The following is a 19,493-nucleotide window of genomic DNA, read 5'->3' on the forward strand; positions in this document are numbered from 1 at the left end:
ATGGATATGAATTTATTTACTCAGAAATCACTGGAAGCAATTAAGACTGCTGAACTTTTAGCGGGTGAATACAACCATATGGAGATTGAGCCGGAACACTTGTTAATGGCATTAATTACTCAGGAAAATGGTGTAGTAGGACGGATTTTTGATCGTTTAGGGAAAAATTCCTTGTCAATTGTAGAAGACATCAAGCACGAATTATCCAGAAGGCCAAGCGTCTCAGGACCTGGACGAGAACAGGGAAAAGTTTATATCAGTGGGGATACTGAAAAAGTATTAAATGCTTCGTATAAAGAAGCAAAAAAATTGGATGACCAGTATATCTCAGTTGAATGTATTTTATTAGGGATTTTTAGTCTCAGTAAAAAATCCAAGGCTGTAGAGATTCTGGATCGTTATGGTGTAAAAAAGGATGAGGTTGAATCGATCATTAATGAGGTGCGAGGTGGTCAGCGGGTCACCAGTGATCATCCGGAAAACACATATGAAGCCTTAAGTCAATATGGACATGACCTGGTTCAGGATGCTAAAGATAACAAACTTGATCCTGTAATTGGCAGGGATGCTGAAATAAGACACGCGATTAGAATTTTAAGCCGTAAAACGAAAAATAATCCGGTCTTAATTGGTGAGCCGGGTGTAGGTAAAACAGCAATCGTTGAAGGTCTGGCGGCTCGAATAGTAGCCGGCGATGTACCGGAAGGCTTAAAAGACAAACGTATTATTGCTTTGGATTTAGGGGCGATGGTGGCTGGAGCTAAATATCGAGGCGAATTTGAAGAGCGTTTAAAAGCGGTTCTTAAAGAAGTGGTTGACAGCAATGGCGAAATCATTCTCTTTATTGATGAGCTGCATACCATTGTCGGAGCCGGTAAAACTGAAGGTGCGATGGATGCCGGTAATATGTTAAAACCGATGCTTGCCCGTGGGGAACTCCATTGTATTGGAGCAACAACTCTTGATGAATATCGACAGTATATAGAAAAGGACCCTGCCCTCGAACGCCGCTTCCAGCCAGTTCTGGTTGATGAACCAAGCGTCGAGGATACCATATCAATATTGCGTGGATTAAAGGATACCTATGAACGCTTCCACGGCGTACAGATTCTTGATACTGCTTTAGTTGCTGCTGCAACACTGTCAGACCGCTATGTTTCAGATCGATTTTTGCCGGATAAAGCCATCGATTTGATCGATGAAGCTTGTTCCAAAATTCGAACTGAACTTGATTCCATGCCAGAAGAAATGGATGAAGTCAGACGAAAAATGATGCAGCTGGAAATAGAAGAAGTGGCACTAAAAAAAGAAAAAGACAATTTAAGCAAAGAACGTCTGGAAAGGCTTCAAAAGGAGCTGGCAGAATATAAAGATCGATTTAATGAAATGAGTATTCAGTGGGAAAATGAGAAATTTTCAGCAGAAAATTTAAAACAGATTCAGGAAGAACTTAATGACCTAAACTATCAGCGGGAAAAAGCGGTCAGAGAAGGCGATTATCAAAAAGCATCTGAGCTGGAATATGGTCTAATACCGCAAAAGACCGCAAAATTAGAAGAATTAAAGCAGGCTGCTGAAGATAAAAACGATGAGGCAAGTTTAAAACGCGAAAAAGTGACAGAAGAAGAAATTGCTGAAATTATTTCTGACTGGACCAATATTCCCTTAAGTAAACTGGTTTCAGGTGAACGGGAAAAACTTTTATCACTGGAAGATACATTAAAAGATCGGGTAATTGGTCAGGAAGAGCCGATTATTAAAGTAGTGGATGCGATTATTCGTTCTCGAGCCGGTATTAAAAACCCCAACAGTCCTATTGGTTCATTCCTGTTCTTGGGTCCGACCGGTGTAGGGAAAACGGAACTGGCTAAGGCCGTCGCTGCTACATTGTTTGATTCCGAAGACAATATGATCAGAATCGATATGAGTGAATATATGGAGAAATTTTCTGTTTCTCGATTAATTGGAGCCCCTCCGGGATATGTGGGTTATGAAGAAGGCGGCCAGCTGACTGAAGCAGTTAGAAGAAAACCATATAGTGTTATTCTCCTGGATGAAATTGAAAAAGCCCATAAGGATGTCTTTAATATTCTGCTGCAGATTCTTGATGACGGACGAATCACTGATTCGCAAGGCAGAACGGTAGATTTTAAGAATACCATCATTATTATGACTTCCAACATTGGTTCAGAATATCTGCTTGAAGGAATCAATCAGGATGGAGAAATCAAACCTGAAGCAGAAGCAGCTGTTATGGATCTTTTAAAAAGCTATTTCAGACCGGAGTTTTTAAACCGAATTGATGAGATTGTACTCTATAAACCCCTTAGTAAAGCGTCTATTGGAAAAATTGTTGATTTAATGCTTGATGATATCTTAAAGCGTCTGAAAGATAAACGCATTACTTTTACCCTTAGTCAAGCCGCTAAAGATCAGATTATTAATTTGGGATTCGATCCGGCTTATGGAGCCAGACCATTAAAACGTTACCTGCAAAAACATATCGAAACAATGATTGGTAAGGAAATTATCAAAGGAAACATTCACGAAGGGCAGAATCTGACCATTGGTTTAAATGATAATGGAGACTTTTACATCTCCTGATAGAAAAGAGGCGCAAGCCTCTTTTCTGTCAGGAGACAAAGTAAATATACGCACCTGAGCACCGACAATTGGCTTTTCAGTAGGCTGCATCGGGGCGAACAGTTGCTCGAAAACGCCTTTAATTAGCGTTTCCAAATTGGGCAACTTTATGAATCCGCAGCAGCCTACGAAATTCAATTGGGCGGTGCGGGGTTTGTCTACGCACTGAAAGAGGCATTAGCCTCTTTTTGTTTTGCCTAAAGATGACAAGCGAATTCTTTTATGATAGAATTCTCTTAAAAGAAAATTGGCGAGGTGTGAGATGGAAAAACGTTTATTGGGTAAGACCGGATTGGAAGTTTCACTGGTTGGTTTTGGCGGTATTCCTATTCAGCGATGCAGTCAATGGGAAGTTGACGATATTGTCGAAGCACTAATTGAAGAAGAGATTAATTTTATTGATACAGCCAGAGCTTATACAACCAGCGAGGAAATGCTTGGCGAATCGCTCAAAAAATGGGGGCGTGAGCATTTTTACCTGGCAACAAAAACGCCAAAGCTTGACTATGACGGTGTGATAGCAGATGTCAAAGAAAGTCTTTCCTGTTTGCAGACCGATTTTATTGATTTGTATCAGTTTCATAATGCTAAAACAATGGAAGCCTATGAAAAAATTATGGAACCCGGTGGAGGATATGATGCGCTAAAGCAGTGTCAGTCTGATGGTCTTATTGGTCATATCGGGATCACCTCTCACAGTTACGAAGTACTTGACCGGGCTCTGTCTGAAGGTCATTTTGCAACCATCCAATTTCCTTATAATTATGTTGAAAACAAAGGAGCCAGGCTTTTTAAAACGGCCAAAGAATTAAATGTCGGTGTAATTGTTATGAAACCACTGGCAGGCGGTGCTTTTATCAATGCTTCTTTTTCGCTGCGGTGGGTTGGGGAAAATCCTGATATCAGCCTGATGATTCCTGGGATGGATTCCGTAAAGCAGGTGATAAAAAATGCCAGAGTAGGAAAAGCATTTAGACCATTGACTGAGGAAGAAAGAAAGATTTTTGAAAAGGATGCGAATGATTTAGGGGAAGGCTTTTGCCGCCGATGCGGTTATTGTGCGCCTTGTCCACAGGGGATTGATATTCCCATGCAATTCATTGTTGAAGGTTACTACAGACGATATAATCTTGAAGAATGGGCATTGGATCGATATCAGAGTTTTACAGCCAATGCATCGGATTGCATTGAGTGCGGAGAGTGCGAACCGCGTTGCCCTTATCATCTGCCCATTCGGGAAATGCTCAAAAAAACCCGCAGCCTTTTTGATCCCTTGATGGATAAATAAAAAACTGGCACAGCAGTAGCTGTGCCAGTTTTTTTATGTTAAATTTCCAGATAGAGTTGTCCCAGAGCGTCAGCAGCCATAATGGCAGCATAAACTACATCTGCATCCACATCAAACGGCATATTGTGAATGGTTTCACCAGGATCAGCAGCAGCTTTAGCTACTTCCATAATTTTTTCCGGTGTTGGTTCAGTACAGCCCAATTCGGCCAGGGTAATAGGCAGCCCAACAGATAGACAGAAATCAATCACTTCTTCGATTTCTTCGATTGAACGGTTTTCCATTACCAGTTGTACCAGGGTACCAAAAGCAACTTTTTCACCATGATACATATGATGGCATTCAGAAAGAACAGTTAAACCATTATGAATCGCGTGGCAGGCAGCCAGACCACCGCTTTCAAAACCAACGCCGCTTAAGTAGGTATTAGCTTCAATAACATTTTCTACTGCAGGAGTACAGGCTTTTGCTTCAACAGCCAGTTTTGCTTTTAAGCCATCTTCAATTAAAATATCATAGCAAAGTTTAGCCAGTGCCAGAGCAGATTTTGTTGGATGAGCGCCTGACATAGTCGTTCCGTTTGAAGCTACTGTTGCCAAAGCTTCAAAATATGTAGCCAGGGCATCTCCCATACCGGCAACAAAAAGTCGGGCGGGCGCTTCCTTGATAATATCAGTATCCATGATGACGATTTCAGGATTTTTTGGAAGTACCAGATATTCATCAAAGATCCCATCTTCGGTGTATAAAACCGAAAGTGCTGAACATGGAGCATCCGTTGAAGCAATTGATGGTACGATAACGACTGGCAGTTTTTCGTAATGAGCAGTTGCTTTGGCAGTATCAAGTGTTTTACCACCGCCAACACCAACGATTACATCACATCCGTTAGTTTTAACGATTTCCTGGAGTCTGCCAACTTCAACTTTTGAACATTCACCGCCGAATTTTTCTGCAGTAAATTTAATGCCTGCTGCTTCAAAAGCAGCTTTTAATTCTTCTGATTTAGTGCGCATCATGGTTCCGCTCATGAGAACCAGAGCAGAAGAACCAAGTTTTGAAACGTGCTCTGGCAGTTTTTCAACTTCACCAGCACCCTGAACATAACGACTTGGGGACATAATAATTTTTTGCATCTTTCTACCTCCGAAATCTTCATTTCGTCATTATTATAACAAATTATGTCTTGAAAGAATGGTCAATCAAAGAGAAAAAAAAGATTTGAAAAGCAAGGTAATTAAATAATTTACAAAAAAACGATTAAAACAGGTAAAATCTTGCATGAACAAGGAATAAATTTAACTTTTTTCTTACACTGTGGTTCTTGGGTATTAGTAAGATTGTGGTATAATGTTATAAATTAATTAAGTTAAAGAAGGATGGAAACCATGAGTATTCGTTTTGACTGTTCTTATGCAGGAATTAAAGAAAATGAATTTTTATTTCATTATGATCAATTAAAATTGGCCGATGCTGCTCTAATGGAAAAAAGTGGGCAGGGGAATGATTTTCTGGGTTGGATCGATTATCCTGTATCATACGATCAAAAAGAGTTTGATCGTATTAAAGTGGCAGCAGAGAAGATAAAGACTACCTGTGATGCTCTGATTGTAGTAGGGATTGGTGGCTCTTATTTGGGGGCAAAGGCAATGATCTCTGCTTTAACTAGTCCATTTTATAATGAACTGCCAAGAGAAATTCGTAAAGCACCAAAAATTTATTTTGCCGGTCAGAATATCAGCGGAAAGTATCTTGAAGATTTGCTGAAACTATTGGAAAATGAATCTGTTTGTGTGAGTGTGATCTCCAAATCAGGGACAACAACAGAACCGGCCATTGCTTTTCGTTTAATTAAAGCTTTTATGGAAGAAAAGTATGGAAAAGATATGGCTAAAGATCGGATATTTGTGACCACGGATGCTAAGAAAGGAGCCTTAAAATATCTGGCGGAAGAGGAAGGCTATGAAACTTTTGTAATCCCTGATGATATTGGCGGCCGTTACTCTGTGTATACCGCTGTCGGACTTTTGCCAATAGCGGCTGCAGGAATCGATATTAATGCCTTTATGAATGGAGGCCTGGCAGGGTTTAATGAATATCAAAGCATTAGCCTGGAAAATAACCCTTGTTTTCGGTATGCTTTATATCGCAATATCCTATATACAAAAGGAAAGAAAATCGAAATTTTGGTCGATTATGATCCTTCTTTTGAATATCTTGGCGAGTGGTGGAAACAACTGTATGGTGAAAGTGATGGGAAAGATGGTAAAGGTCTATTTCCTGCCGCTGTTCATTTCTCCACAGATTTACATTCTTTAGGACAGATGATCCAGGAGGGGCCAGAAAATCATTTTGAAACGATCATTGCGATTGAAGAAAAACAGTCAGATCTTAGCGTTCCTGGAAGCGGAGATGATCTGGACGGTTTGAATTATCTGGCTGGAACAAATATTGATAAAATTAATGAAAAGGCTATGAATGGGACGCTTTTAGCCCATGTGGATGGTGGAGTTCCAAACGGAGTTATTTATTTGGAGCGTCTTGACGCTTTTACGTTAGGTAAACTGGTTTATTTTTTTGAGAAGGCCTGTGGCTTAAATGGCTATTTGTTGGGTGTTAATCCCTTTGATCAGCCAGGTGTTGAAGCCTATAAAAAGAATATGTTTGCCCTTTTACATAAACCGGGTTACGAAGAACTGACAAAAGAATTGGAACAGCGACTAAAATAGTTTAGTTTGAGAAACGTTTCAGTCATTTGCAAAAAAATGATTGGGGCGTTTTTTTCTTTACTTTTTTTAAGTTTCGTTATAATATATACGTTAGTTTTTATTCTAAAGAAACAGGGAGGGCACATTGAATACGGAAATTATTATTTTTATTATTTATTTGGCAGTGCTGATTGGAATTGGTTTGTATTTTTACCGGAAAACCTCCAGTATTGAAGGTTTTTTACTGGGTGGACGAGGGCTTGGAAGCTGGGTAACGGCAATTTCTGCTCAGGCCAGTGATATGAGCGGATGGCTGCTGATGGGTTTACCAGGAGCTATTTACGTTGGCGGGGCACCGGAAATATGGATTGGAATTGGTTTATTAATTGGAACAATTGTTAACTGGTTCCTGACTTCAGCCCGTTTACGCGTTTATACCGAAAAAGTAGATGCACTGACCTTATCAACATTTTTCGAGCATCGATTTAAGGATCCGACTAAAGCATTACGGGTAATCTCAGCGATTATTATTCTGGTCTTTTTCACAACTTATGCATCATCAGGTCTGGTGGCATCAGGGAAATTGTTTCAGCTGATGTTTGAATGGGATTATACAATTGCGGTGATCGTGGGTGCGGTTGTTATTATGGTTTACACATTATTGGGAGGTTTTCTGGCAGTTTCCTATACGGATCTGATTCAGGGGATGCTGATGATTGTTGCAATTGTTGTTGTGCCGATCCTCGCTTATTCATCGATGGGATCAATGGAACTTGTAACTCAGACTATGGCAGAGCAAGGGCTGTCAACAAGTCTTTTTACTGAAGGGGTGACTATTCTAGGCATCGTTTCAACGATGGCCTGGGGACTTGGCTATTTTGGCCAACCGCATATATTAGCCAGGTTTATGGGAATTAAAAGTATTAAAGAAATCCCTAAGGCACGTGTAATTGCAATTATCTGGGTGATTATAGCTTTGTTTGGAGCGATTATGGTAGGAATACTTGCTATTCCTTTATTTCCAGGACTTGCTGATGGCACGCAGGAAACAGTTTTCATGCTGATGATCAGAGAATTTTTCCCACCATGGATCGGAGGGATTTTCCTGGCTGCGATAATGGCAGCAATTATGTCAACAATCGATTCACAGCTGCTTGTTTGCTCATCAGCCTTGACAGAAGATATTTACACAGTATTTTTCAAGAAAGCACCTACTGAAAAACAGGTGGTATTATTTGGTCGTTTAGCTGTTGTTGGAATTGCTCTGATTGCACTTGTATTGGCACTGTCGCCTGATAATACAGTTATGGGACTGGTTTCTTACTCCTGGGCTGGCTTTGGAGCTGCTTTTGGACCACTGGTAATTTTTGCATTGTATTCAAAGAATACTTCCTGGCAGGCTGCACTATCTGGAATGGTTGTTGGTACTTTGACCGTTATTGTCTGGAAAAATGTCGGACTGGGATCGGTGATGTATGAAATTGTACCAGGTTTTATTTTTAATATGCTTGTAATGCTGATAGTAAATCGTCTAACCAAACCTGACCCGCAGATAGCAGGGGAATTTGATGCAGTGGCAGAAGAAGCATCATTAAAATAACAAAATGTACTTTTAAGTAACAAGAAAACCCGATTACAGAGTATAAGCTTTGTAATCGGGTTTTATTATTTTTAATAGGCTTTAAAATTTGGGATTTTCGAAATTAAGCCCCCCGAAACACAGGTCGGCCCGCACCGAGAGAGATTTTGCATGCGAGGGATCTTCACAGACGGTTTCATCATTTACACCACCGAATTTTGCCCGATCAACTAGATTTAACTTGAAATTTCTGGGGATAATAACATTTAATCCACCGTTTCTGATTTCGATATCCATACGATAGTCTTGTTCATCGGCAGCAACCTGACTTAAATCCAACTCCATGCCACCACAGAAAACGCCGACCTTAAGATCTTTCATTCTCTGCTCACTTAAATTCTTGACCTTGGCCCCAAAAAGGACCATTTCATCTAAAGAATCTTCACTCAAATCCATTTTCTGTTCAAATTCTTTACTCTTTTTAAATATAATGGCACAATGTGCTGCAGTTAAGCTCAAACAGCTAAGGGCAATACCGCCGATAATAAGATTTCTGATTTTCATGACAGACCTCCTCTTTTTTTATTAGTTTACCATTTTTCAAGCTAAAATAAAAAGAAAATTAAAGGTTACGTGCTATAATTTTATCAGATTTACATTTTTTAAATGAATTAATGATTTAAAAGTCGAAAGCGTTAATTTTGTTGAAGTGGTTTTATGATTTATGAAGGAAAAACTAAACACAAATTATCAATTTATGTTATAATAGACAGGCTGGCTGAGCTTTGTCTTGATGATTATTAAAGCACAAAGAAAGGTTACAATGGAAAATAAAAAGTATAGTGAAGAGTTCAGAGCAATTGTAGCAGATATTACAGAACATCATGAATTTCAGAAGTTGAAGAATATCACACATCATGGTAATGGATTATTTACGCATGCAGTTGCAGTTGGTTACTATTCATTTCGTGTGGCTAAGGCACTGGGTATGGATTATGTTTCCGTTACCAGAGGAGCAATTCTCCATGATTTTTATCTGGAAGCCTGGCAGGAAACTAAAAAGGATTCTAAAGGGATTCAGCGTATTAAAGATATGCACGGGTTCTCACATCCCAAGGCAGCACTTGTTAATGCAAAGAAATACTTCGAATTAAATGAAAAGCAGGAAGATATGATTGTTAAACATATGTTTCCTTTAACACCTATTCCACCAGCTAATATGGGAAGTTGGGTAGTTACCATAGTAGATAAAATTGTTGCAACTCAGGAATTGGCAGTGGCTAGAACACAGCCGATCAGGAGAATAAAAAACTTGTTTGTCCGGGCTGAGGCTTAAACAAACAAGTTTATGGATCTCTACTTGTCGTATTGATAGGTAGAGATACCAAACAACTATAATAATTGACGGAGGACTGGACTTGTACGAGAAAGAGATTGAACGGGCACAGGCACATTTTGGAGATGTAATCAGAGAGCAACTCGAGCGGATTGAACGAATGAAGGTGCAAAGTGAATTTACGGATTATAACAGCAAAGATACAATTGTAATTGGTGTTGTTGGCGGTGACGGGATTGGTCCTTTTATTACTGCGGAAGCCCAGCGCGTGCTGGAATTTTTATTGAAAGATGACGTGGAAAAAGGGCGAATTTCTTTTAAAATTATTGATGGGTTAACCATTGAAAACCGGGCAGCTTGTGGAAAGGCGATTCCTGATGACGTACTTGAAGAACTTAAGGCCTGTGATGTAATTTTAAAAGGACCTACCACCACACCAAGAGAAGGCGATCCATGGCCAAATATTGAAAGTGCCAATGTAGCTATGCGACGGGAACTGGATTTATTTGCAAATGTACGACCGGTTAGTGTGCCGGAAAAAAATATTGACTGGACATTTTATCGTGAAAACACTGAAGGTGCCTATACTTTAGGTAGCAAAGGGATTCATGTTAATGATGATCTGGCAATTGATTTTACTGTTGCTACTCAGGAAGGGTCTGATCGAATTATTCGAGCAGCCTTTGAATATGCAGAAAAATCAGGCAAAAACAAGCTTACGGTAGTCACTAAGGCTAATGTTGTAAAAACAACGGATGGTAAATTTTTGGATACAGCTAAGGCTATTTCCAAAGAATATCCAACAGTTGAAATGGATGACTGGTACATCGATATTATGACTGCTAAACTGGTCGATGAAAAAAGACGTACCCAATTTAAAGTGATGGTTCTGCCAAATCTTTACGGTGATATTTTAACTGATGAAGCGGCTGAATTTCAGGGTGGTGTAGGAACTGCCGGTTCTGCTAATATTGGTAAAAAATATGCGATGTTTGAAGCGATTCATGGCTCAGCTCCTCGTATGGTAACAGAAGGGCGTGGTCAGTATGCCGATCCTTGTAGTATTATTCGGGCGGCAGGAATGCTTATGGAGCATATTGGTTACCAGGAAAAAGCCGACATGCTAAAAAAAGCCCTGGATATCTGCGGTCTTTATGAAAAGAAACTGGTTCTTACTGGTCGTGATACTGGTGCAACTGGCGCAGAATATGCGGATTATGTAATGGAAACTTTATCAAATCCAGAATTATCAAATATTTTTGAACAGTATCAGTAAAAGTGTCTTCGGACACTTTTTTTTATGGAAAAAACGAGATTGAATAAATATTTTGGGTATAATAATAGAATCGTAATATTACTATGTAGGGAGGTTCATATGCTTGAAAAAATTGATTTAAACGTAAACATTGATAAAGAGCTTTATAAGTCGGAAAAAGATCGCTTATCGCTTAGACTTGGTGAATTACAAAGACAGGTGAAGGATCTTGATATTCCTGTAATGATTATTTTTGAAGGCTGGGATGCCGCTGGCAAGGGGACTTTGATTAATTCACTCCTGATGCCTATGGATCCCAGATCATTTAGGGTTTATAACTTTAAAAAAGAAGAAACAGAGGATGAACGCTTTCGTCCGTTTTTATGGCGATACTGGACAAAAACTCCTGAGAAAGGTCAGATTGCAATATTTAACCGCAGTTACTACAGTGACTTGATTTACAAAAAAAGAGATCAAAATACAAAACTCAGTAAATGGATGCAGGAGGCCAATGAATTTGAGGAGAGTTTATCTGAAGACGGGATGGTCATCTTCAAATTTTTCATTCATATCAGTAAAAGCGAGCAGAAAAAAAGATTTAGGAAACTCATGAGTCATGCTTCCACTTCCTGGCGTGTCACACCAAGGGATAAAAAGGAGAATAAACACTATGAAAAACTTTTTGAGCGTGTCAACAGAGGGCTGGAAATTACAGATAATCATTTTGCCCCCTGGAATATTATTGAGGGTGAAAATCGAAAATATGCTCTGATTAAAATATTAACAAGAATTGTAACCGGTCTTGAAAAAGCGGTTGAAATAAAAAAAGACCAGATAAAACCGGAACAGATTCCACTGATAAAAGAGGGAGATCTGCCTTATCAGTCACGGATTCTTGATGGTATAGATTTGAGTAAGTCTCTTGATGAAGATGAATACCAGCAAGAACTCAAGGAATGTCAGCAAAAAATCAGAATACTTCAGTATGAATTATATAGAAGAAGAATTCCTGCTGTACTCGGTTTTGAAGGCTGGGACGCAGCCGGCAAAGGCGGCTGTATCAAACGTCTTACCAGAAACCTGGATCCCCGTGGTTACACCGTGTATCCAACTGCTTCCCCCAATGATACAGAGAGAAAGCACCAATATCTATGGCGTTTTTGGCGGGATATACCGAAAAATGGTCACATTGCTGTCTGGGATCGTACCTGGTATGGTCGAGTGATGGTTGAGCCTATCGAAGGATTTTGCACCCAGGAAGAGTTTGACCGCAGTTATCGGGAAATAAATGAATTTGAAAAGCAACTGGCAGACTGGGGGGCGATTGTGCTAAAATTCTGGCTTCATATAGATCAGGATGAACAGTATAAGCGATTTAGTGGTCGAGAGGAAAATCCTGATAAAGAATGGAAGATTACTGATGAAGACTGGCGTAACCGTGAGAAATGGAATATTTATGAGACTGCCGTCAACTCCATGCTGCTTAAAACATCAACTGAATATGCGCCATGGATTATTGTTGAAGCACAAAGTAAATATTATGCTCGGGTTAAAGTCTTAAAAGAAACAATTAAAGCTATCGAAGATCGGTTAAAAAATTGAATAAGTATAACATTAAAAAATAAAAATCATGTGGGAGCAAAAAAACACCGGAATTTACTGCAAAAAATTACCTTTAATAAAGTGTATACACTCAAAAACTAATATGTTATAATTTTATAGATAAATTTTTGCCATTTTTATTGAAAACGACTGTTTACAACAAGGAGGAGAATCATGCCAAAAAAAATGATGACTATGGATGGAAATACAGCTGCTGCCCACGTGGCTTATGCATTTACTGAAGTTGCAGCAATATTTCCAATAACACCATCATCCCCAATGGCTGAAAGTGCGGATGTATGGGCTTCACAAGGACGAAAAAATATCTTTGGCGAAGTTGTAAAAGTATCAGAAATGCAATCTGAGGGAGGTGCTGCCGGAGCAGTACACGGATCTCTTGCAGCAGGTGCTTTAACCACCACTTTCACAGCTTCACAAGGTTTACTATTAATGATCCCTAATATGTATAAGATTGCCGGTGAATTACTTCCAGGAGTATTTCATGTGTCTGCCCGTACGCTGGCAACTCAGGCTTTATCAATTTTTGGTGATCACAGTGATGTAATGGCTTGCCGTCAAACCGGATTTGCACTGCTGGCTTCAGGTGGCGTTCAAGAAGTAATGGATCTGGCTGGGATTGCTCATTTGTCAGCAATTAAGTCACGCGTACCATTTGTTCATTTCTTTGACGGGTTCAGAACCTCTCATGAAATCCAGAAAGTTGAAGTTCTGGAATATGAAGATCTTAAAAACCTGGCTGATTTTGATGCCATTCAGGCTTTTAGAGACAATGCTCTGAGTCCGGAACATCCAGTAACACGCGGTACAGCTCAGAATCCTGATATTTTCTTCCAGGCCCGAGAAGCATGTAATCCATTTTATAATGAATTACCAGGGATTGTTGCTGATTATATGGAAAAAATCTCTGAACTGACTGGACGCAGCTACCATTTGTTTGATTATTATGGCGCAGAGGATGCTGAAAATATCATCGTTGCGATGGGATCTGTTACCGATACGATTGAAGAAACAATCGATTGTCTGGTAGGTCAAGGGGAAAAAATCGGTTTGATCAAGGTTCGTTTGTTTAGACCATTTGCTCCTGAATATTTCCTCAAGGTGCTGCCGGATACAGTTAAAAAAATTGCTGTCCTTGACCGTACTAAAGAGCCAGGATCTCTGGGAGAACCTTTATACCAGGATATCTGCACCATTTTCTATGGTAAAGAAAGACAGCCGCTTATTGTTGGTGGCCGATATGGTTTGAGTTCCAAAGATACAACTCCAACTCATATAAAAGCCGTTTTTGATAACCTGAAACTGGATGAACCAAAAGACAAGTTTACAGTTGGTATCGTTGATGATGTTACACACACTAATCTTGAATTGGGTGAAAACATCTACACGATTCCAGAAGGCACAAAAGGTTGTAAATTCTGGGGATTGGGTTCTGATGGAACCGTTGGTGCCAATAAATCAGCGATTAAAATTATCGGAGACCACACTGATCTTTACGCTCAGGGATACTTCTCCTATGACAGTAAAAAGTCAGGTGGTGTAACGGTATCGCATTTACGATTTGGAAAAAAACCAATTAAATCGACTTATTTGATTGTAAACTCTGATTTCGTTTCTTGTTCAACACAAGCTTACGTTTATCAGTATGATCTGTTAAAAGGTCTTAAAAAAGGTGGAACCTTCCTTTTAAATACGGTTTGGACACCAGAAGAACTGGAAGAGAAAATACCTGCTTCCATGAAAAAATATATTGCTGACAATGATATTAACTTCTATATTATAAATGCAACGAAAATTGCTGAAGAAATTGGCTTAGGTCGACGAACCAATATGATTATGCAGTCTGCTTTCTTTAAGCTGGCAGATATTATTCCGATTGAAGACGCCATTGCTTATTCCAAAGCTGGAATTCAGAAATCATATGGGAACAAGGGGCAGAAAATCGTTGATATGAACAACGAAGCAGTTGATCAGGGAATTAATGCACTGGTTAAGATTGATGTTCCTGAAAGCTGGAAAACTGCGGCTGATGCTGAAATGGCAAAAGAAGACGTGCCAGAATTCATTGAAAAAATCCTTCGACCGGTTAATCGTCTGGAAGGAGATGATATTCCCGTATCCGCATTTACCGGTGTTGAAGACGGAACCTTTATGGCGGGATCATCAGCTTACGAAAAGCGTGGTATTGCAGTGAATGTGCCAAAATGGTTACCGGAAAACTGTATTCAGTGTAATCAGTGTTCATTTGTCTGTCCGCATGCTGTAATTCGTCCTGTACTTGTCGACAAAGATGAGAAAGCAGCAGCTCCGGAAGGGTTTGAAACAGTTGAAGCTAAAGGAAAGCAACTAGAAGGCCTTGATTACCGTATCCAGGTCAGCATAATGGACTGTACCGGTTGTGGAAACTGCCAGGATGCCTGCCCTGCTAAAACTAAAGCACTGGTTATGGAACCAATTGAAACCCAATCAGAACAGATTCCATTATGGAACTATTCAACAACTGTAAAAGTTAAAGATAATTTAATGGCTAAAAATACCGTAAAAGGCAGCCAGTTCTGCAAGCCGCTACTTGAATTCTCAGGTGCCTGTGCTGGTTGTGGTGAAACACCTTATGCTAAAGCTATTACACAGTTATACGGAGATCGCATGATTGTTGCCAATGCAACAGGCTGTTCTTCAATCTGGGGAGCTTCTTCGCCTTCTACTCCTTACTGTACAAATGATGAAGGTAAGGGGCCTGCCTGGGCTAACTCACTGTTCGAAGATAATGCTGAATTTGGATTCGGGATGCTTGAAGCAACAGAAAAAGTTAGAGAAACGATTGCCAGCTATTTGGGAGCAATCATTGAATCAGACGCACCGGAAGCCGTTAAAGAAGCAGCCCAAGCTTGGATTGACAGTAAAAACGATGGTGAATTAAGTAAAATCACATCACCGAAACTGGTAGAAGCACTTTCTGCTTATCAGGCCGATGGTGAAATTGCTGCCAAGGTTAAATTTGTAGTAGATAATGCCGCTTACCTGATTAAAAAATCTGTTTGGGTATTTGGTGGAGACGGTTGGGCTTATGATATTGGATACGGCGGATTGGACCATGTTCTGGCATCCCGTAAAAATATCAATGTCCTGGTAATGGATACAGAAATCTACTCTAATACTGGTGGACAGGCATCAAAATCGACTCCGACTGCGGCAGTTGCTCAATTTGCTTCAGCTGGTGAACGAATCAAGAAAAAAGATTTGGGTATGATGGCGGCAACCTACGGCTATGTTTATGTCGCTCAGGTCGCTATGGGTGCAGATAAGAATCAATATATGAAAGTTCTTCAGGAAGCTGAGAACTATGATGGACCATCCCTGATTATTGCTTATGCACCATGTATTAATCATGGTATTAAAGGTGGTATGAGCCGTACTCAGACCCATGAAAAACTTGCAGTTGAGGCTGGTTACTGGCATCTGTATCGATTTAATCCGACATTAAAAGCGGAAGGAAAAAATCCATTCATTCTGGATTCTAAAGAGCCAGAAATTGATAAATTCACTGACTTCCTGGATACTGAAGTTCGATATACATCATTAAAACTGACCTTCCCTGAAATTTCCAAAAGTCTATATGAAACTGCTAAAGAAGAAGCCTGGGATCGTTACCTTGGTTATAAAAGAATGGCTGAAATGTAAATAGAAGAGTATTTATAATAGTTTCACTAAAACTGGGTTTGATGACTTAAGCATCAAACCCAGTTTAATTTTTTGCAAAGAAAAAGATGATTGGTTAAAATCATCTTGTAGACTTATTATACAGATTCACTGGGTTTATTTATCAAATATTCATTGACATCCATTAGATATGGATATAGTTCGATTAATTCATCAATCTTTTGGTTTGAGAGATTTACAAGAGCTGTGATCTCTTCATCCGAGTAGCCCAGATTTAAAAAGCAGGACCGTAATTTGGTACTGTACCAAAGCAAATGGTTATCGGTGAATTCATCGTCTAGCTCAGTAAGGAAACTGTGATAGGCCGAAAAAATTAGGGTCATAAAAAGCCGAAAGTTTTTTTCGAAACTCAGGTCATTGGGCTTCATTAATTTAAGAAGTTGGGCATAGCGGTCAGACAAAGTTGTTTCAAAGCTGGCTTCCAGATCGATCTCGTCATTTTTGGTATCCAGTAAAAACTGTTCTTTTAACGGATTGCATTTACGAATGCGCATGGCAAGATTTTCGAATGAGATAATATATAGAAAAATATCCTGGTCCGGATCTATAACGTATTTCAAATAGGTTGAAAGAATCTGGTGGTCTTCTTTATAAATTTCAATGGCAATGTTTTTTTTACTTTTAAAATACTGAATGATTACATCTTGTGAGACACCTGCAGCTTCAGCGATGTAGCGAAAACCTGTTTCGTATCCTTCCTCAAAAAAAAGGCGCTTAGCTGTTTCGTAAATTTTCTGTTTCAAGTTAAGATCTGCGTTATTCATACTATCCCCCGACTTCTTTTTTTATATTTAACCATAAATAATATGATTTAGCAAGATTTCTTCAACTAATCATATTTAAAATTATACTATATTAGAAAAATATATTATATAATGTAGGAAATGAATATTATGATGGATATCATTAAGTTTATAGTATGAAAAAGGAGTGTGTATGAAAATTCTTGTATGTGGAGGAGCTGGCTATATAGGTTCCCATGTTGTGAAAACATTACTGGAAAAGCAGTTTGAAGTCGTGGTAGTGGATAATCTTTCGACCGGTCATTTAAAATCGTTGCCAGTTTCTGTGTGTTTTGAAGAAGGCGATATTAGAGACTCTGATTTTTTAAATAAGGTTTTTTTAAAACACCAGATAGATGGAGTAATGCATTTTTGTGCTAATTCACTGGTAGGTGAATCGATGGAGAAGCCAATTTTATATTATGAGAATAATGTATCAGGGACCTTAAATCTATTGAAAGCTATGGTTAGAAATGGCGTGCTTAAATTTATCTTCTCGTCAACGGCTGCCGTTTATGGTGAACCGGAAATTTTACCAATTACTGAAGAAACGAAAAAAAATCCAACCAATACTTATGGTGAAACAAAACTGGCGGTAGAAAAAATGTTACCCTGGCTAGAAAAAGCGTATGACCTTAAGTATATGGTTTTTCGTTATTTTAACGCGGCAGGGGCCAGCGAAAATGGAGAAATTGGCGAGGACCATACACCGGAAACACACCTGATACCATTAATATTAAAAACGGCTCTTGGCCAGAGAGAAAAAATTTCCATTTTTGGAACGGATTATGAAACAGATGATCGAACCTGTATCAGGGACTATATTCATGTCATGGATATTGCTTCAGCTCATATTTTAGGGATGGAAAAATTATTTGCAGGTGGACAAAGTGATATATTTAATCTGGGACAGGGGAAAGGTTTTTCAGTTAGAGAAATTATTGAGAAGAGTAAGGAACTGACAGAAACAGAATTTCTTGTTGAAGAAGCTGCGCGAAGACCAGGAGATCCTGCAGTCCTTATTGCTGAATCACAAAAAGCCAAGCAGGAATTAGGCTGGCAGCCTGTTTACTCGGATGTTGAAACAATCATAAAAACAGCCTGGGAATGGCACAAAAACCACCCCCAGGGCTATCTGGACTAATTATTTAGTTGTTTTTCAAGTATCATCCCGATCAGATGAACGGGGTCTTTAGGCGTCGAGTAGGGTGGGGAATAAGCAAGATCAAGATGAAAAATATCACAGACTTTAGCTTGACAGGTAATCAAGGTGACAAAGACATCAAGTCGTTTGTCTACACCTTCATGCCCGACAATCTGCACGCCCAGTAAGGTTTGTGTTTTACGGTCAGCAATAGCTTTAATCATCATTTCGTTACCGCCGTAGGAAGCTGGTCGGTCAGGCTTAATATCTTTTACCACTACGATATCATATCCCAAATTTTTGGCTTCACTCTCGGAAAGTCCAGTACTGCCAATTGTCAGATCCATAAATTTAAAGATACCAGTTCCCAGATTACCAGGGTAGGCAATATCACCACCGGTAATGTTTTCTCCGCAGATTCGTCCTGTTTTATTGGCCGTTGAGCCTAAAGGACGATAATGCGGTTTTTTTGTAAGGATTGACCAGGTCTCAATACAGTCGCCACAGGCGTAAACATCGGTATCAATGGTCATCATACGTTCATCAACTTTAATAGCACCGGTTGTTCCCAGGAAAATACCAGCTTTTTTTGCCAGCTCAACTTCCGGTTTAACACCGGTTGCGACTAGTACCATCTCACCGGCTATTTTTTGTCCGCTTTCAAGTAATACACCGTCTTTTAAAATTTCAACAACATTGGCATTTTTCAGGTAACAAAAATCACGTTGATCCAGTTTTTTCTCAAGGTATTCAGACATATCCGGATCCAGATTGGGCGTAAGTTTACCGGCACGTTCTACTAAGGTTGTCTGGACACCGCGATCATTCAAGTTTTCCAGGACTTCAAGGCCGACAAAGCCGGAACCGATAACTACTGCAGTCTGCGGTTTTTTCTGATCGACAAAATCCTTAATGCGAATGGAATCCTGTACATTTCTAAGGGTAAAAACGTGATCCTGATTAAGTCCTTTAATGGGAGGGCTAAATGGTTTAGCTCCGGTTGCAATTATCAGTTTATCATAATAATCAGTAAAGGATGCACCTGTCTCCAGGTTTTTAACCAAAACAGATTTTTCAGAAAGATTTATATTTAAAACTTCATGGCGAATTTTTATATCCACACCATATTTTGATTTGAAAAAATCTGGTTTTCTAGGGGCTATATCCATTAGTGATTTAACACGGCCACCGATGAAATAGGGGAGCCCACAGCCAGAATAAGAAATATCCTGGTCTTTTTCATAGATAACAATTTGGGCATCGGGATCGTTTCGACTGGCTTTTGCAGCAGCAGAGGTGCCACCGGCAACTGCACCGATAATGATAAGTTTCATAAAGTTTTCTCCTTTTTGGAATACCATCAGTCAGAAAAATATGTTAAACGTTACAATATAATTTAATTATAGAGATTATATGAA

At 39.4% G+C, this 19,493-nt stretch carries 13 protein-coding genes; 9 read left to right on the forward strand and 4 right to left on the reverse strand.

Annotated features, from left to right (window positions below; all coding sequences use genetic code 11):
- Positions 1–2,604, forward strand: a complete 2,604-nt coding sequence (gene clpB / locus Q5O24_04590; protein WKY48600.1) for an ATP-dependent chaperone ClpB — start codon at positions 1–3, stop codon at positions 2,602–2,604.
- Positions 2,605–2,905: 301 nt separating this feature from the next.
- The gene (locus tag Q5O24_04595) at positions 2,906–3,931 is read left to right on the forward strand and encodes an aldo/keto reductase (protein WKY48601.1); all 1,026 of its coding nucleotides are present in this window, start codon (positions 2,906–2,908) and stop codon (positions 3,929–3,931) included.
- Positions 3,932–3,969: 38 nt separating this feature from the next.
- Here the strand turns inward: Q5O24_04595 and Q5O24_04600 are convergent, their stop codons facing one another.
- A complete protein-coding gene (locus tag Q5O24_04600; GenBank protein ID WKY48602.1) occupies positions 3,970–5,067 on the reverse strand; it encodes a glycerol dehydrogenase in 1,098 nt (365 codons plus the stop codon).
- Positions 5,068–5,319: 252 nt separating this feature from the next.
- On the opposite strand from Q5O24_04600, the gene Q5O24_04605 reads away from it, so the two are divergent.
- Both Q5O24_04605 and putP read left to right on the forward strand, forming a co-directional pair.
- The gene (locus tag Q5O24_04605) at positions 5,320–6,660 is read left to right on the forward strand and encodes a glucose-6-phosphate isomerase (GenBank protein ID WKY48603.1); all 1,341 of its coding nucleotides are present in this window, start codon (positions 5,320–5,322) and stop codon (positions 6,658–6,660) included.
- Between the two features lie 124 nt (positions 6,661–6,784).
- The gene (gene putP / locus Q5O24_04610) at positions 6,785–8,239 is read left to right on the forward strand and encodes a sodium/proline symporter PutP (protein ID WKY48604.1); all 1,455 of its coding nucleotides are present in this window, start codon (positions 6,785–6,787) and stop codon (positions 8,237–8,239) included.
- Between the two features lie 81 nt (positions 8,240–8,320).
- Here the strand turns inward: putP and Q5O24_04615 are convergent, their stop codons facing one another.
- On the reverse strand, positions 8,321–8,782 hold the full coding sequence (locus Q5O24_04615) for a hypothetical protein (GenBank protein WKY48605.1): 462 nt from the start codon (positions 8,780–8,782) through the stop codon (positions 8,321–8,323).
- A 259-nt stretch (positions 8,783–9,041) separates the two neighbouring features.
- Between Q5O24_04615 and Q5O24_04620 the strand changes: the two genes are divergently transcribed.
- The 4 genes from Q5O24_04620 (at position 9,042) to nifJ (ending at position 16,110) form a co-directional block, all read left to right on the forward strand.
- Positions 9,042–9,554 (forward strand): phosphohydrolase, encoded by a 513-nt coding sequence (locus tag Q5O24_04620; GenBank protein ID WKY48606.1) that lies wholly within the window; start codon positions 9,042–9,044, stop codon positions 9,552–9,554.
- An 82-nt stretch (positions 9,555–9,636) separates the two neighbouring features.
- A complete protein-coding gene (locus Q5O24_04625; GenBank protein ID WKY48607.1) occupies positions 9,637–10,830 on the forward strand; it encodes an isocitrate/isopropylmalate family dehydrogenase in 1,194 nt (397 codons plus the stop codon).
- A gap of 99 nt (positions 10,831–10,929) precedes the next feature.
- A complete protein-coding gene (gene pap / locus Q5O24_04630; protein WKY48608.1) occupies positions 10,930–12,411 on the forward strand; it encodes a polyphosphate:AMP phosphotransferase in 1,482 nt (493 codons plus the stop codon).
- Positions 12,412–12,585: 174 nt separating this feature from the next.
- Positions 12,586–16,110: a pyruvate:ferredoxin (flavodoxin) oxidoreductase gene (gene nifJ, locus Q5O24_04635; GenBank protein WKY48609.1), complete on the forward strand. Its 3,525-nt coding sequence runs from the start codon at positions 12,586–12,588 to the stop codon at positions 16,108–16,110.
- A 116-nt stretch (positions 16,111–16,226) separates the two neighbouring features.
- Here the strand turns inward: nifJ and Q5O24_04640 are convergent, their stop codons facing one another.
- Positions 16,227–16,913 (reverse strand): TetR/AcrR family transcriptional regulator, encoded by a 687-nt coding sequence (locus Q5O24_04640; protein WKY48610.1) that lies wholly within the window; start codon positions 16,911–16,913, stop codon positions 16,227–16,229.
- Between the two features lie 172 nt (positions 16,914–17,085).
- Between Q5O24_04640 and galE the strand changes: the two genes are divergently transcribed.
- Positions 17,086–18,075: a UDP-glucose 4-epimerase GalE gene (gene galE / locus Q5O24_04645; protein WKY48611.1), complete on the forward strand. Its 990-nt coding sequence runs from the start codon at positions 17,086–17,088 to the stop codon at positions 18,073–18,075.
- On the opposite strand, the gene Q5O24_04650 is transcribed toward galE, so the two are convergent.
- On the reverse strand, positions 18,072–19,409 hold the full coding sequence (locus Q5O24_04650) for an FAD-dependent oxidoreductase (GenBank protein WKY48612.1): 1,338 nt from the start codon (positions 19,407–19,409) through the stop codon (positions 18,072–18,074). The two genes, galE and Q5O24_04650, sit on opposite strands and share 4 nt — an antisense overlap.
- Positions 19,410–19,493 lie beyond the last annotated feature (84 nt).

The organism is Eubacteriaceae bacterium ES3 (assembly GCA_030586155.1).
GTDB lineage: Bacteria > Bacillota > Clostridia > Eubacteriales > Eubacteriaceae > Acetobacterium.